At 44.2% G+C, this 15,071-nt stretch carries 13 protein-coding genes and 1 pseudogene; 6 read left to right on the forward strand and 8 right to left on the reverse strand.

Translation table 11 applies throughout. The annotated features are described in order from the left end of the window. The first annotated feature begins 21 nt into the window (after positions 1-21). On the forward strand, positions 22-2,292 hold the full coding sequence (locus tag AC6EJC_RS01205; protein WP_444952512.1) for a GDYXXLXY domain-containing protein: 2,271 nt from the start codon (positions 22-24) through the stop codon (positions 2,290-2,292). 179 nt (positions 2,293-2,471) lie between these two features. Here the strand turns inward: AC6EJC_RS01205 and mmuM are convergent, their stop codons facing one another. Further along, on the reverse strand, positions 2,472-3,419 hold the full coding sequence (gene mmuM / locus AC6EJC_RS01210; protein ID WP_444952368.1) for a homocysteine S-methyltransferase: 948 nt from the start codon (positions 3,417-3,419) through the stop codon (positions 2,472-2,474). A 320-nt stretch (positions 3,420-3,739) separates the two neighbouring features. Here mmuM and AC6EJC_RS01215 point away from each other — a divergent pair, with 320 nt between their 5' ends. Beyond that, positions 3,740-4,795, forward strand: a complete 1,056-nt coding sequence (locus tag AC6EJC_RS01215; RefSeq protein ID WP_444952369.1) for an AEC family transporter — start codon at positions 3,740-3,742, stop codon at positions 4,793-4,795. Positions 4,796-4,812: 17 nt separating this feature from the next. Beyond that, positions 4,813-5,832, forward strand: a complete 1,020-nt coding sequence (locus AC6EJC_RS01220) for a 2-hydroxyacid dehydrogenase (protein WP_444952370.1) — start codon at positions 4,813-4,815, stop codon at positions 5,830-5,832. A 51-nt stretch (positions 5,833-5,883) separates the two neighbouring features. Here AC6EJC_RS01220 and AC6EJC_RS01225 read toward each other — a convergent pair whose 3' ends face one another. Beyond that, entirely contained in the window at positions 5,884-6,621 is a 738-nt protein-coding gene (locus AC6EJC_RS01225; protein WP_444952371.1) for a response regulator, read from the reverse strand. Further along, positions 6,618-8,267: an ATP-binding protein gene (locus tag AC6EJC_RS01230; RefSeq protein ID WP_444952372.1), complete on the reverse strand. Its 1,650-nt coding sequence runs from the start codon at positions 8,265-8,267 to the stop codon at positions 6,618-6,620. The genes AC6EJC_RS01225 and AC6EJC_RS01230 overlap by 4 nt, the downstream gene beginning before the upstream one ends. Before the next feature lie 229 nt (positions 8,268-8,496). Between AC6EJC_RS01230 and AC6EJC_RS01235 the strand changes: the two genes are divergently transcribed. Beyond that, positions 8,497-8,679 carry a DUF2524 domain-containing protein gene (locus AC6EJC_RS01235; RefSeq protein ID WP_444952373.1) on the forward strand — a complete coding sequence of 61 codons (183 nt, stop codon included), beginning with the start codon at positions 8,497-8,499 and terminating at the stop codon, positions 8,677-8,679. Positions 8,680-8,777: 98 nt separating this feature from the next. Here the strand turns inward: AC6EJC_RS01235 and AC6EJC_RS01240 are convergent, their stop codons facing one another. From AC6EJC_RS01240 to rlmN, 3 genes are all read right to left on the reverse strand, one after another. Further along, positions 8,778-9,710, reverse strand: a complete 933-nt coding sequence (locus AC6EJC_RS01240) for a dihydroorotate dehydrogenase (RefSeq protein ID WP_444952374.1) — start codon at positions 9,708-9,710, stop codon at positions 8,778-8,780. Further along, positions 9,691-10,392: a dihydroorotate dehydrogenase electron transfer subunit gene (locus AC6EJC_RS01245; protein ID WP_444952375.1), complete on the reverse strand. Its 702-nt coding sequence runs from the start codon at positions 10,390-10,392 to the stop codon at positions 9,691-9,693. Before AC6EJC_RS01245 ends, AC6EJC_RS01240 begins: the two co-directional genes overlap by 20 nt. A gap of 139 nt (positions 10,393-10,531) precedes the next feature. Further along, positions 10,532-11,629 carry a dual-specificity RNA methyltransferase RlmN gene (rlmN, locus tag AC6EJC_RS01250; RefSeq protein WP_444952376.1) on the reverse strand — a complete coding sequence of 366 codons (1,098 nt, stop codon included), beginning with the start codon at positions 11,627-11,629 and terminating at the stop codon, positions 10,532-10,534. 255 nt (positions 11,630-11,884) lie between these two features. Between rlmN and AC6EJC_RS01255 the strand changes: the two are divergent. After that, positions 11,885-12,488: pseudogene (locus AC6EJC_RS01255) on the forward strand (AraC family transcriptional regulator). Positions 12,489-12,589: 101 nt separating this feature from the next. Here AC6EJC_RS01255 and AC6EJC_RS01260 read toward each other — a convergent pair. Further along, on the reverse strand, positions 12,590-13,486 hold the full coding sequence (locus AC6EJC_RS01260; protein WP_444952377.1) for a LysR family transcriptional regulator: 897 nt from the start codon (positions 13,484-13,486) through the stop codon (positions 12,590-12,592). Between the two features lie 158 nt (positions 13,487-13,644). Here AC6EJC_RS01260 and AC6EJC_RS01265 point away from each other — a divergent pair, with 158 nt between their 5' ends. After that, complete coding sequence (locus AC6EJC_RS01265; protein WP_444952378.1) at positions 13,645-14,385, forward strand: SDR family NAD(P)-dependent oxidoreductase; 741 nt, start codon at positions 13,645-13,647, stop codon at positions 14,383-14,385. An 82-nt stretch (positions 14,386-14,467) separates the two neighbouring features. On the opposite strand, the gene AC6EJC_RS01270 is transcribed toward AC6EJC_RS01265, so the two are convergent. After that, complete coding sequence (locus AC6EJC_RS01270; protein ID WP_444952379.1) at positions 14,468-14,962, reverse strand: DUF2798 domain-containing protein; 495 nt, start codon at positions 14,960-14,962, stop codon at positions 14,468-14,470. Positions 14,963-15,071: the final 109 nt, after the last annotated feature.

The following is a 15,071-nucleotide window of genomic DNA, read 5'->3' on the forward strand; positions in this document are numbered from 1 at the left end:
CAGGAAAGGTACGTGAAATCCATGCTGCGATTCAATGCGATACGTACGGGTTATCTGCTGGGCATCTCACTGATACTTGCCGCGATTATTTATTTTTTCGCCTCCAATTGGGGCGGACTGGATCGGACATTCAAGATTGTACTTGCTGCTGCGCTTATTGTTCTGTTCTATGGCTTGTCTTTTGTATTTGCACGGATACGTGCTGTTCCCGGTCAACAAGCTTTTCTGTCTAATATGTTTTTGGTGGCTGGCTGTATAGCCTTTGGCGTTTCCGTGGCATTGCTCGGTCAAATTTACAATTCCCATGCGGACAGCTACGGATTGTTTTTCATTTGGTCGGTGCCGGCTCTACTGCTTAGCTGGATCACTCGCTACAATCCTTTTTATATGCTGTCTTATGTACTGATTCATCTTGGTTTGTGGCTTTATTTTTACCCTACGATGCAAAGCGCGGCTTATAGCGAGCTGGAATCGTTGTCCATTGCCGGAATGTTCGCAATAGTCAATCTGCTGCTATTTTTATTGACGTTCCTCCATCGTATACATTCTGCTCCACTACAATATATGAGCTTTACGGTTTTCCATATAGCCATGTTAGCGATGACCAATTCTTTTGCATTTGATGAGTATGGCCTGATCATGAATGTACCGCATATTGCTGTGATTGCTTTAGGATTTTATATATTTATCAAGGCGCGGCTAAATAAAACGCTACTGACCTTGAATGCATTGGCGCTCTCAGCGTTTGCTGTCTTTAAATTTATAGAGCTGGCTGAGGCGTACTCCTCATCTCTGTTTTTTGCTTTTGGTTTGATTTTTGTGGCGTTGCTGCTGACGGGTAACGTGTGGTTTTTCCGCTATTTGAATCGTTTGGGGAAAACACTGCCGGAAGCAGGGACAACGGACACTAGTACATCAAAGACTGATATGACCGTTCCCGAGGAGCGTGGCAGTGAATGGATCAGCAAAACTGTATCCCGCGTGATCAAAGTGGTTGGAGTGCTGATTGGCAGTATATCCTTGATTGGGCTGATTACCATTAGCACAAATGTAAACCACACCGAATATGTACTGTTGGGTGTGTCGTTGCTGCTTATGATTTCGATGATTGTCATTCCCGAATCCAAGCTGGATTCTGTAATACGTTATACCCTGTTGACGATCAGCTATATTACAGGCTTGGCGGCCATTCTATGGTCAGATCAGACGTTGCTTTCGGTATTATTTCTGATCGTTTCCATCGCCGGATGGTTTCGCTCCAAGGGGAAAAGGCAGCAATTTTTTGCCTATACTTTTGTAAACCTGAATCTGGCGACCATTTTATTTCAGCGGTATCAGGAGTGGGATGGTTGGAACTGGACCTATGAGTTCATCATCTTCTCTCTTTTCATCCTCAATGCCGTGTTATATGGGGTAAGTTACTTCGTATTCAAAACGGGATTAAGAGAACATCTTCGAGATAGCTCATTATTTTTCAGCTTGTTGTTCCTGTTTTGGGCTACGTTTTTCGAGGATGTCGTTCCACACTCTTATATGTTCATTAACATTTTTTATTTTGTTATCGTTACAGGGATGGTCTTTGCCTTTATCCGTCTGAAACAAAAATCGGAGGCCATCACAAGCGTAATATTCTGGTTTATTTTTATCGGCTTCAAATACTATGATTTATTGTGGACGCTACTGTATAAATCTTTTACGCTGGCGCTACTGGGGATCATTGCGCTCGGAATTACCTGGTGGGCGGATCGGCGAATGGCCCATAGCGGCAAAGCAGCATTCGATGCCGATCACCGCAGCTTTAGCTTTATGCGCTTAAGCCCGTTACTCATCGCTATTGTCATCGTGCTACAGCTGGGGATCATCGGCTATCAGACGGCGAGAAGTGAAACCCTGCTCGCCACAGGGGCTTCTATTAAGCTCAAACTGGCTCCTGTAGACCCGCGCTCCCTGCTACAAGGCGATTATGTGGCCCTGAATTACGACATATCTACCCCGCCTTCCAAGACCCCTCTTCAGGAGGAGGAATGGAGCCGAGGCAAGGTCAAAGTCGTTCTCACACCAGATAGCCAAGGAGTATACGTCGCGGATCGCCTATATCAAGATGGTGAAAAACTTGCCAGTCATGAGGTCATTCTAAATGGACAATGGTATGGTTCTCGTATTCTGTACGGTATTGAGAATTATTTCATCCCTGAGGGAACCGGACGTACTGTAGAACAGAACGCACATTTTGCTCATATTCGAGTGAGCCGCAATGGAGACGCACTGCTGGAACGTTTGGCGGAAAGCTGACCGGATCGGCGCAGATAGTCAACGAAGCAGGGTCCAAAAGATTTATCATTACAAAAAGCAGGCTGAACCAAGCCGCTCCATTGCTGGAGCACAACATGGTTCAGCCTGCTTGTTCTTTTTCGGACCATCGAGTTACCTCTTATAGATAGCCTTTATCCCTACGCTACGCCTCTCCCCGTTTAGACGTCTCTCGACCAGGCCACTATTTCTTTAATATCCTGTGGCTGAGTCCGGCAACAACCGCCAATCAGACGTGCTCCTGCTTCATACCATTGGCGGGCACTCTGTCCGAACGTCTCTGTACAAGTGCTACCGTGCCATGTCTTGGTGACCGGATCATATTCCTCCCCCAGATTGGGGTATAACACCACAGGCTTATCTGTATGGTTGCGTATTTCGTGAATAAGCGATGGAACGAATTTCGGCAAAGTGCAGTTGATCCCCACAGCGGCCACTTGCTCGTGCTCATTCAGCCACTCAGCGCACGCGGCGGCAGACTCGCCATTGCTGATGTGCTGCCCGTCCTTTGCACTAAAGCTGATCCAGGCATACGTCCCGGGGAATTCCTTCAGCAATCGGGCGATAGCCTTGGCTTCAACCAGACAAGGTATCGTTTCACAAGCTAAAATGTCTGCCCCCGCCTCGATCAGAGCTTTCATTCGCGGCCTGTGAAACTCCACGAGCTGTTCCTCGCTCAGCTTGTAATCACCACGATACTCTGAACCATCCGCCAAAAACGCCCCGTAGGGGCCGACAGAGGCCGCGACTAGCGGCTTGGGGCGATGCTGCTGACTTGTAGTAGCCGTCACGTCGGCCCAAAACTCATCTCGTGCCTGCACAGCAATCCGCACCGATGACTGAATCAGCTTCAGCGCCTCACTTTCGCTTAGGCCTCGTTTAACATAGCCTTCAACGGTAGCCTGATAGCTCGCAGTAATCGCGCAGTCTGCACCAGCTTCAAAATAATCCCTATGTACGCGCTTGATCGACTCCGGGTGCTCATGGAGGATTTTAGCTGACCATAAGCTATCATTCAGATCATAACCATGACGCTCAAGCTCGGTCGCCATTGCGCCGTCCAGCACGATCAGCTGAAATTCGTCCAGTATATGTTGTATCGGATTCATGAGGCCCTCCTGCTCGTCTTTTCTATTTAACCCACTAATCAAGTTGGGTTTAATGATTTTTATTATAACACGTATGTTGATGAGCACCTTATAAAGCTAAGAATAATCACTCCGTGAAGACGTACCCTCTCATTTCATTTGCCCATCTGATGTAACGTATAAATTTTTTAAATTAGTTTCATAAGTTAAATTAATTAGATATTGTTCTTTTTTTCACAAAGTCATTTTACTATAAAAGTGCAAACCAACTACTTTGGCCAAAAGATCAGGGAATTGCATAGTCACATTTGTGAAAAAAGGTACAAGAGAGGGTTTTATCTATGTCTTTACTAGAGATGATTACAGCGACCTTAACAGATAACAAAATTGTCAGTTCTATCGCTTCCACCGTTTTTATTATCCTTCTTGGTTTCTTTTGCCGCAAGAAGGGGATTTTTACCGCAGCAGTAGGAAAGCTATTATCCAAGGTTGTTCTAACCGTGGCTCTACCAGCACTAGCCTTTAATTCTTTCATGCAGGATATTAATCCTACAATGTTAAAACAAGGAATGAATGTTTTAATATGGGGGATTCTAATTTATATTATTCTCATCTTTATTTCAAAACCTTTCTTCCTAAGCTACGACAAGGATAAACAGGATGTTTTACGGGTGTTAACCATTTTCGGTTCTACTACTTTTTTCGGAATTCCAATTGTCGGGGCCATTTACGGTCCTACCGGAGTTATGTACAGTTCCATTTTTAATATAGGGTACCGCATTTTCTTATACTCCTATGGCTATATCAAAATGAGCGGCTTAAAAATGGAGCTTAAAAATCTCAAAACCATGTTTTTAAATCCAATCGTTATCGCCACGTTTCTAGGCCTGTTTGTTTGGTTGTTTCAGGGTTATTTGCCACAGATGAGCGTAGCTACAGAAGATGGGGCCATTCAGCAGTTCGCTTTTCTAAGAATTGATCAAACCGCTGTCTGGTTGTTCAAGCCCATGACCTACCTTGCCGGACTAGCCTCTCCATTAGCCTGGTTATCGATTGGTTCGACATTGGGGGAAATCAGCTTCAAGTCGGCAGCTACTGACAAGACCTCTTGGTATTACAGCATCGTTAAGGTTTGGCTTGTACCTATTGTTAACATCGTCTTGCTGGCTTTGTTGACTGTATCTCATATTCTGTCAGTCGATTCAGTCGCTTTAGCTACTATTGTCATCATGATGGCTACTCCTACAGCTACCGTAGCCGCAGCCTATGCCATCAGTTTTGATAAGGAAGCCATATTAACTTCCAATGCATCGCTTCTATCTACTATCACTTCTGTCGTCATGATTCCAGTGTGGATCATTACACTCAATGTCATTGATAAAATTGGCATTTTCTAAATCAGGGGGAAAACAACATGTTAAAAATCATTTGCTATGGTGTCCGTTCTTATGAGAAACCCTATTTCCAGGATCTCAATAAATATAACTTCCAACTAACGCTGGTAGAAGAGTTGTTAAACACCAGCAATGCAGAATTGGCGCAGCATCACGATGCCGTTCTGCTAAGAGGAAACTGTGCTGCCAATCGGGAAAATATCACAAAATTCAATGAATACGGCATTCAATATGTTTTCACCAGAACAGTCGGAATCAACCACATTGATCTGGATGCCTGCAGCGAATTCGGAATGAAGGTGGCACGCGTGCCATCTTACTCTCCGAATGCCATCGCCGAGCTCTCCCTAACTTTAGCAATGATGCTGTTCCGACACACCGCTTATATGACTACCAAAAGCTCGTTCAAAAATTTTATTGTGGATGAGCATACATTCAGCAAAGAGATCCATAACTGTAAAGTTGGGATTATCGGGGTTGGTCGCATTGGTCTGACGGAGGCCAAATTGTTTAAAGGATTGGGAGCCTCTGTTATTGGTTATGATGTGTACCAATCGGAAGCGGCCAAGGATGTCATTCCATTCACAACCTTGGATGAATTACTGGCAGAGAGTGATGTCGTTAGTGTGCATGTTCCTTATCTGCCGGGACAGAACGACAAAATGATTAACGCCAGCTTTTTAGCAAAAATGAAAAAGGGATCTATTCTCATTAATACATCACGTGGAGAATTACAAGATAACCAAGCCATTTTGGACGCTTTGCTCAGTAACCATCTGGAAGGCTTCGCTACGGATGTCTTCCCTAAAGAAGATGAATTATTCTTTAAAGCATTTGAACCATGGCAAATGCTCCCGGATCCGACGATCCAGAAGCTTCTCGAGCTGTATCCAAGAGTTTTGGTTACGCCTCATGCCGGTTCGAATACCGTTACAGCACTATCCAACATGATTGAAACCAGCTACGACAACTTCCATGATATCGTTACAACTCATTCTTCGGATAACCTAGTCCCACTTCCTGTTCTCTCTATGAAATAATTAGGAAGCTCGGCACTCTTGTTGAACAAAAAAAGAACCGCTATTTCCAGATTACAATGGAAATGGCGGTTCTTTTAAATCAGGATTCAACTGATAGAGCATTAGCGGCCTACCAACCTTGTGGTATTCTATCGATTCAACTAGAAAGCCATCGTCCACCAGGAACTGAATATATTTTTTTACCGTGATACGGGACAAGTCCACTTCTCTGGCTAACGTTTCAACCGAGAATGGTCCGTCCAGCTCTTGAATACTCTTTAGTATCGTGGTCATGGTCAGTTTGGACAAATTTTTAGACAGGTTTTTCGATAGATTATGCGATGGATGTTCAACAGGTTTTTTCTTTTCCACACCCGCGTGCTCTTCTTTATTAAAATAATGGTCAATAACGGCTTGATTAATTCCGGTCCCTTCCTCCATCACAGTGGCCAAACGCTGGATTTTCTCAACAGCCAGCTTAAAGCGTTCGAATGTAAAGGGTTTAATTAAATAGTCTGCAACTCCATAAAAAACAGCTTCCTTCACCGTTTGAATATCTTTTGCAGCCGTAATTAAAATAACCGACGCATGATACTGATGCTCCTGCATATGTGATAATAAAGTTAATCCGCTTTTTCCAGGTAAATAAACGTCCAGCAGCACCAGATCCGGTGTCCATTTTTGAAGACAATCCTGTGCTTTCTTGACGGTATCTGCCCTACATACAACATCCAAATTGTCCATGCGCTCAATAAACTGTTGATTGAGCTCAGCAACCATTGGATCATCCTCAACAATCAGAACCTTCATTTATTTGTCACCTCCAATGCACAGGGCAACTCTACATATATACTGGTTCCCAGGCCCGGTTGGCTGTCAAGCTCAATGATTCCCTGATGATTGTCCACCATGGTTTTAACCAGATTCAAGCCGTAGCCTCTGTCTTCTCCTTTGGTTGAGAAGCCATGCTCAAATATTCTTTTTTGCATTTCAAAATCAATCCCCAACCCATTATCTTTCACTTTCAGAATGAATACATTTCCCTCAGACTCATAGTTCAATTTCAACTCAATTTTTCCAGGTTGTTTTTTTTGTAAAATGGAGTCTATGGCGTTGTCAAAAAAATTGCCCAGGATGTGTATGACATCATGAACGATATCCTGCATCTCTACATTAGAGACATTCGAGCTTTCTGCAAGATGAACCGAAATATTCTGTTCGCGTGCTTCATTGATTTTACCCATAATAAAACCTGCTAATGCCGGAACTTTAATTCTCTCAGTCAGAAAGCCTACCTCATCTTGATACCGGTGATTTAGCTGCTGAATATATTGACTGACCTCCGCATATTGCCTCATCTCAATCAGCCCGGATATTACGTGCATTTTGTTCATAAACTCATGAGTCTGTCCGCGAAGAGAGTTAATATAATATTTTGTACCACTTAACTGGTTGCTAAGATGAATCATCTCGGATTGGTCGCGCAGCGTTGCAACTGCCCCAAAAAACTCATTTTCTATATAGATAGGGGTTACTGTCGCAATGACTTCTATACCATTCACATAAAACGAACGATCCTTGATTTTCTTTTTATCATCAAACACTCTCTTGAAGAGTACGTTATAAAAGTTGGTATCTAGCTGCTCGCCAATTGGGGCTTTCATGTCTTGGTTTGCCAGTTGATACTTGGCCTGAGCTTCTTTGTTCATGAGCATAATTTTCTTGTCAGCCGAAATGGCAATAATTCCTTCAGCGACCTCATTTTCAATAATTTCTTTTTCGCGCAATCGTGTTGCTATCTCTTGCGGCTCAAGCCCAAATAAAATTGTTTTGATTTTCTGAGCCAGAATGATCGCGCCCAGAACTCCACTAAAGAGCCCCAGCATCAGCCCTCCAAAAATGGTATACTGCGCCTGCATCAAATCATGATTTAGGGTTCTCATGGTCAGCCCTACACATACAATGCCAATGACCTCATTCTGTTTATTAAATATCGGCGCAAAATATCGATAGCCTTTGCCTAAAATACCTATATTTTCAGAAAAATGCCCCTGACCAGATAGCGTTCTTCTGGCATCATTCAGATCAGAAAACGGTTTGCCAATCATCGTTGCATTCGGATGGGATAGCCGAATTAAATCGCGGTTCAGAATGACAACAAAATCAACATTAACGTTATTCATTACTCTAAGAGAATAGTCCTGAATCTGCTTCACAGGAACTCCCTGCTCGACATTTCGAATAACATCGCTGTCACTTGCAATCACCTTGGCAATACCGGAAAGTTTTTCCTCCGTATTATCAAAGTGCTTGTTAATCACGAAATTACGAATGAGAAGCAAGGATATAATTAAGGAAATAATGATAACTAAAACAACCAAAATAATTATCATGAACTGTAGCGAAAATTTGAATTGTCGTCTCGGTTTCGACTTACCTTTTAACCGCAACCCCATCACCTAGCTTCTTTCTCAAGCTCTCCATTGGGAAGAAGAGCATGTCTTCTGCTCCTATAATCCCTTGATATTCGACACCGTTTGACAATTTCCTTCTTTAATCTACAAGCTGTATAAACCTCCAACGACAACAAACGCAGCCTCTATCTGAAATAAAACAATATGCTGAATAAGGAAGAACCAATTCTCCATAATAAGGACGTATACCTAACGAAATGGAGGACATCGGATGATTGAAAATCTCGAAAGTAATTACAACTGCGCCAATGCAGGACAAGACCTTCATCAGCTCAAGCAGGAGCTTGCCGCGCTTCAGGAACAAGGTGCGAACGACCAGGCATCCAAGGAAGCCATTCATCGGCTGGAAAATCAAATCTCGTTCATTTTGAATAAGTGCGATATCACTCATTAGTCACGCACGGGCTGTTTCAGTAAATAAATATAAAACCGACTTGTCTTTTAAAGACAAGCCGGTTTATATAATTTAGTGTATGCAAAAAGGTTCCAAATTCACAAAATTCCCCGTATCTCATCCAATGACTGCACCTTTTCCCGCTCCATCCATTGTTCAAGGCCGTATACCAACTCAGCCCCTGCATGCAAATGGACAAAATTGTACGTTCCCACCTGAATTGCAGCAGCCCCTGCCATGGTGAATTCAATAATATCCTCCACCGAGCTGATCCCGCCCATCCCGATCACGGGAATCGACACCGCCTGCGCCACCTGATGAACCATGCGTAAGGCAATCGGCTTGATTGCCGGGCCGGAAAGACCTGCATACATATTGGCAAAAACACTGCGACGCCGACGTATATCAATTTTCATTGCAGAAAATGTATTGATCAGCGAAACTCCGTCCGCGCCTTCTTCCTCGCACATGACCGCCATCTGCGTAATGTTCTCAGCATTTGGGGATAGCTTGACGACCAACGGAAGCGCCGTCACATTGCGCACCTGCCGCACGACCTCCCGCGCTACCTCCGTCTGGATACCAAATTGCATTCCACCCTGCTTAACATTGGGACATGAAATGTTCAATTCCAGCATATCGACGCCCCTGCGGTTCATTGTGCGACGTTTTTGCGCATTTTCCGTAATCATGGCTACAGCCTGAACGTATTCCTCCAGATTGGAGCCGCCCACATTGGCAATAACAGCCGTGTTCCAACGTGTCATGTCATCCAGCTCATCCTTCAAAAAGGCCGCCACACCCGGATTTTCCAATCCTACACTATTGAGCATACCGGATGCTGTCTCGTGTATCCGTGATCCAGTATTACCAGCCTTCGGATGAAGGGTTAGTCCCTTCCCGACGATGCCACCCAAAAGTTCGGGAGAATAGAATTCCGCATACTCACGCCCGAATCCAAACGTACCGGAAGCCATGATGATTGGGTTTTTGAACGGTACACCCGCAATATTACACGCCATGGAGATCATCAAACTCCACCTCCTCCACCGGGAATACTGGCCCTTCCTTACATACCCTCCGATTGCCTCCACGGGTACGCATGGTGCAGCCCAAACATGCACCAATACCACAGGCCATGTGTCTTTCTGTTGAGATATATAAACGGGACGACGTACCCACCGTTTTCATTGCGAGGGCTTGTAACATCGGAGTTGGCCCGCAGGAAAACATACTCGCATAGTGAACTGGATCGACCTGTTCGACGATGCTTCCCCCTACCTTGACCTGCACAGATGCCGCCACAGCTTCGAATGCCTCAACTCCGAAGGCTTGCTGTGCAAACCCCAGATAAACGTGCGCATGCGGGTAATACTTTGCAGCCAACAGCAATGGAGCTGTACCCATGCCACCGCCAATTAAAGCCAAACTGCCCTCTACTTGCGGAAAACCGTTTCCGAAAGGCCCTTCCAACTGAATCTCCTGACCAGGCTGTAGCTGGGAAAACAGATTTGTCCCCTCTCCAACAACCCGGTATAAAAAGGAAATGCTCTCTTCTCCGATATCATAAATGCTGATGGGTCTGGGCAGCAGTGGGTAACCTGTCCCGCTGCGCAGCATGTAAAACTGCCCCATGCTCCCTCTAAAGTTCCCCTCTATTTTCATCACATAAATGCCCGGAACGAGCGCCACATTTGAAATTACGTTAGCCATATAACCCCTCCACTAACCACTCACTATAACGTAAAAGCAGCAACTATTACGTGACTATTTTCACATTTTCGAATAACGTTTCGCGCTGTGGCTCGTGGTACAAAAAAGCGTACTCCTGTTAGAGAGTACGCTTGTGCATTTAACTAATGGCTTCGCGCTCCGAATTGCGGCTGCCATTGGCATCTTTACGGATTTGCTTGCTGCGTAGCTGTCCGCAGGCCGCGTCAATGTCGACTCCATGCTCCAGCCGAACACTACAGCTAATGCCTTGTTTTTTCAGAACATCATAGAAGCCAGTAATCGACTCCGATTCGCTCCGCTGGTATTGGCTATGCTCATCCACCGGATTGTACGGAATGAGGTTTACATTGGCCAGATTCCGACGATGGCCCACCAGCTCAGCCAGTTCCAGCGCATGCTCCTTACCGTCATTAACATCCTTCAGCAAGATGTATTCCAGTGTAATCCGACGATTCGTTTTGTCCAAATAATAATCAATCGCCTGCATTAGTTTCTCAATCGGAATCGCCCGGTTGATCTTCATAATGCGAGTACGAATCTCATTATTCGGAGCGTGGAGGGAGATCGCAAGATTGACGTGCAGATCGGAATCTGCAAATTCAATGATTTTATCGGCAAGTCCGCTTGTGGAAACGGTAATATGCCGCGGCCCAATCGCCAGCCCTTTGTGATCCTTAATGACCCGAATGAAATCGGACAGGTTCACGAAGTTATCAAATGGTTCGCCAATTCCCATCACAACGACGTGACTGACCCGGTCGCCCGGACGTTCCTTGTCCAGATACAGCTGCACCTTCATAATTTGCTCTACAATTTCACCGCTGGACAGGTCACGACTCTTCTTCAACAGTCCGCTCGCACAGAAGCTGCATCCAATGTTACAGCCCACCTGTGTCGTCACACATACAGACAGTCCAAACTTATGCCGCATCAATACAGTCTCTATCAAATTACCATCCTGAAGCCGGAACAAAAACTTGACCGTCCCGTCTGCTGACTGTTGCTTCACGTGTTCCTCTAGTGTTTCAATGGAAAAGTGCTCTGCCAATAGGCGAGTACAATTCTCATGAACCTCTGCCATCGCTGCAAAATCAGTAACCCGCTTCCGGTACAATGCGTCCCATACCTGCAATGCCCGGGATTTCTTATGTCCATGCTCTATGAGCCATGCTGTCAATTGATCTAGCGTTAATCCATAAATGGATTCTTTTTTCATGTTCGATCCTCTTTTCAAAACGTTAAAATTCGTCTTTCTCTATATAAATTACAGCCATCACCATTCGTCTCAACTATCATTGCATCATAGCATGTTTAAGCAGTCTACGCTATTCAAACGCTTCTTCTATTGTCCCAAATTTTAATTATGAACACAAGGGGGCAGGCTGATGGTATCCTGTTCCACAAAAGCACGCAATGACAGGATTACAGACACCACCAATGATATGATTACAACCAAGGAAGGTGATGCAAGTTGGAATGGTTACTTCGGATCAAGAACGCACTGGATCTGATGGAAGAAAGAATGCAGCAGCCACTCGAATTGATGAAATTGCAAAAGCAGCCTATTCGTCTCCCTTTCACTTTCAGCGTATGTTTCATATGCTAACCGGCGTCACGGTAGCAGAATATGTGCGTAAACGTCGATTGACCCTGGCTGCTCAGGAATTGAGTCTTTCTTCCGCCAAGGTGCTCGATGTAGCGTTCAAATACGGATATGATTCCCCCGAATCTTTTTCTAAAGCGTTCCGAAAGGTACACGGTATTTCTCCCACTGAGGCCAGAAGCCCTGGGGTGAACCTGAAAGCCTTTCCACGCATCACCTTCCATCTATCGTTGAAGGGAGATCAGGAAATGGATTACAAAATTGTAGAGAAAACGGCCTTTACGGAGTGTTTACATCCATTGGCCCTATGCCTCATTCGATCCAGAATGTATGGCAAAGAATTTTTCAGGAATGGTTCCCTGCTAGCAATTATGAGCATTCAGGCGGCCCGGAGCTGGAAGTGTATAGTATGGGAGATGCTCATGCCGAAGACTACCGAAGTGAAGTTTGGATTCCGATTATGAAAAAGTAAACAAACGAACCGGCTGCCTATTGCGGTCGGTTTTACATCGTATCATTTACATCATACGGTGACAGAAAGCACATCTTCCTGCATCCCCCCCCTATTCTAGCTTAATGAACCGAGGACAATTCCCCGAGCTCCTGCTTCAACACAGAATATAGCCTTGAACTTGCCAGCTTTAGCGGATAGTCTGTTGCTTTGCAAAGAAGACCGAAAGTCATATCTATCAAGCTGCCACTTAGTTCTCTCATCGTTGTTCCTGTCGGAACTGGATTCACTAAAATTTGCGGCACAAGGGCAATACCCAATCCGTTCTCTACATAAAATTTTAGAGCTGTCATACTGCCAATCTCCATCGTGTCTATCGTGGTTATAGCATATTCCTTCATAACCATTTCAAGTTTGCGACGATACGGACAGGTGGCCGACGTAATAAGCAACCGATGTCCCTGTAAATCCTCAGGCCCAATGTTTTCTTTTTGCCCAAGCGGGTGATTTTCAGGCATCAAAACTACAAAGTTCTCCATAAATAAAGGTTCAAAATATAGCTCTGTACCTAGATCCGGTGCGGAACATAGCGCTAAATCAATATCCCCCTTGAGAACACACTCGCTTAACGTGGGGGTATTCCCAAACTCGACAGAAATCCGAATGTTCGGATAATGGGTTAAGAATTGTTTTAGAATTCCTGGTAGTCGGTAACTGGCGGTCGGTTCGGTCACTCCTATACGAATATGGCCTGCGTTTCCCCTTTGCAGATCCTCCATATTTTTTTGTAATTGCTCCATGTCCTTTACAATATATAGACTTTGCTCGTAAAACATCCTGCCCGCTTTAGTTAACTTTATTTTCTTGCCCCGTTCAATCAGTTGAATTCCCATATCGGATTCCAGCTTCTGTATTTGCATCGTCACGGTAGATTGTGCATAATTCAACTCTTCCGCTGCACGAATAAAACTTCCGTAATTCACAATCATTTGAAATGTTTTGAGTGTTTTAATATCCATTCTCATACTCCTAATTGCACATTTAATTCAATTTTATTGAATTATAAGTTCAGTTAATTCAATTATACAGAATATAATACATCCTCTACAATGATACATATCAGATCATATTATTTTTCAAACGCGAAATTAACTGGTTAGAGAAGGAGCGGATATACATGGATTTACATCAAAAAGTAGCACTGGTTACAGGTGGAGGTACAGGAATTGGGAGAGCCGTATGTATGGCGTTGGCAGATCGAAGGGCTACGGTGGTCGTAAACTATTCGCGCTCTAAAAACGATGCAGAGGACACCGTACGTATGATACTTGAAAAGGGAGGACGTGCTATCGCATTACAGGCAGATGTTTCCCGAGATAAGGAGGTTCGAACTATGGTCGACCAGATTGTCCAGCAATTCGGTACAGTTGATGTACTGGTGAATAACGCCAGCATTACACATCACATTCCTATGGATGATCTGGAGGCAGCCACGGAAGAAGTGTGGGATGATCTTTTTGATGTAAATGTGAAAGGCATGTTTTACTGTGCCAGAGCCGTAGCTCCTTTTATGATGCGTAATAAACAAGGAGCTATCGTCAATCTGGGAAGTATAGCAGGACAAACGGGGCTAGGTTCCTCGCTTCCCTATGCGGTATCCAAAGCAGCCGTCCACGGGCTGACCAAATCTTTAGCACGGGCCTTGGCGCCGGATATTCGAGTCAATTGCATCGTACCGGGGGCGGTAGCGACAAGATGGTGGGCCGGCAGGGAAGAACAAATGAAGCAACTGTTTCCTCATTTGCTGCTACAGCGCATTTCCACGCCTGAAGATATTGCCAGCATGGTGTGCTCTGCATTAGAGCAGGAGGCCATAACAGGCCAGATTATTACCGTAGACAGCGGACAAACGCTGTAAAGACACTGGGACTTCTGGGTAAAAAACAAACTGCCTTCCCAGCAAGAAGGCGGTTGTTGAACTATCGTATACCGTCATTAACTTACGTTTTTGCTAAAGACATCCCAATTCTTGTATTTTTCACGAATTTAACAAATAAATACCGAACAAGCGGTCCTACAATTAAGAGTTGTAGAGGGAAAGCAAAAATAAAATTCTTAAAAACTAAAGAAAAGTAATTTTTAAGTAATGAGTCTCCCGGAAGACTATTAAAAAAGTAAGCAGTCCCCAATCCATAAAGTGACATACAAAGAACCATTCCAATGACCATACAACATGAAAGGGATAGAATCACTAATACCTTTTTAGATTTGTCGTATGATAATGAAAAAGCTATTTTCTTTGCTACTGGACCGACAATAAATAATTCCAATACGAAAGCAGTGATAAAACATAAAATAAATTGAAGAAGCATTACTTTTAGAGATATTGTGCCAATCAAGCCATTTGTATATAGATTATAAAATGTCATGAATACGACCATCCCCAAGCACATCATTAAACCAAAATAAAAATTTTCTTTCTTCGTTGTTGGCAATTCCATCATCCCTTCTGTTTACCTTGGTAATTATATAAATAGTCCAAACCTCCACATAAGTGAACATTTTGTGAACTTTATGCCTAGCTCCCCATTTACTACTACAGCA

This window comes from Paenibacillus sp. TY11 (assembly GCF_059772165.1).

Coding starts and splice junctions, on each gene's coding strand:
- AC6EJC_RS01205 (WP_444952512.1), top strand. CDS start 22: ATGCTGCGATTCAATGCGATACGTACGGGTTATCTGCTGGGCATCTCA.
- AC6EJC_RS01260 (WP_444952377.1), bottom strand. CDS start 13,486: ATGGATATTAAAACACTCAAAACATTTCAAATGATTGTGAATTACGGA.
- AC6EJC_RS01265 (WP_444952378.1), top strand. CDS start 13,645: ATGGATTTACATCAAAAAGTAGCACTGGTTACAGGTGGAGGTACAGGA.
- AC6EJC_RS01240 (WP_444952374.1), bottom strand. CDS start 9,710: ATGATCTCCATGGCGTGTAATATTGCGGGTGTACCGTTCAAAAACCCA.
- AC6EJC_RS01220 (WP_444952370.1), top strand. CDS start 4,813: ATGTTAAAAATCATTTGCTATGGTGTCCGTTCTTATGAGAAACCCTAT.
- mmuM (WP_444952368.1), bottom strand. CDS start 3,419: ATGAATCCGATACAACATATACTGGACGAATTTCAGCTGATCGTGCTG.
- AC6EJC_RS01225 (WP_444952371.1), bottom strand. CDS start 6,621: ATGAAGGTTCTGATTGTTGAGGATGATCCAATGGTTGCTGAGCTCAAT.
- AC6EJC_RS01245 (WP_444952375.1), bottom strand. CDS start 10,392: ATGGCTAACGTAATTTCAAATGTGGCGCTCGTTCCGGGCATTTATGTG.
- AC6EJC_RS01230 (WP_444952372.1), bottom strand. CDS start 8,267: ATGGGGTTGCGGTTAAAAGGTAAGTCGAAACCGAGACGACAATTCAAA.
- AC6EJC_RS01235 (WP_444952373.1), top strand. CDS start 8,497: ATGATTGAAAATCTCGAAAGTAATTACAACTGCGCCAATGCAGGACAA.
- AC6EJC_RS01215 (WP_444952369.1), top strand. CDS start 3,740: ATGTCTTTACTAGAGATGATTACAGCGACCTTAACAGATAACAAAATT.
- rlmN (WP_444952376.1), bottom strand. CDS start 11,629: ATGAAAAAAGAATCCATTTATGGATTAACGCTAGATCAATTGACAGCA.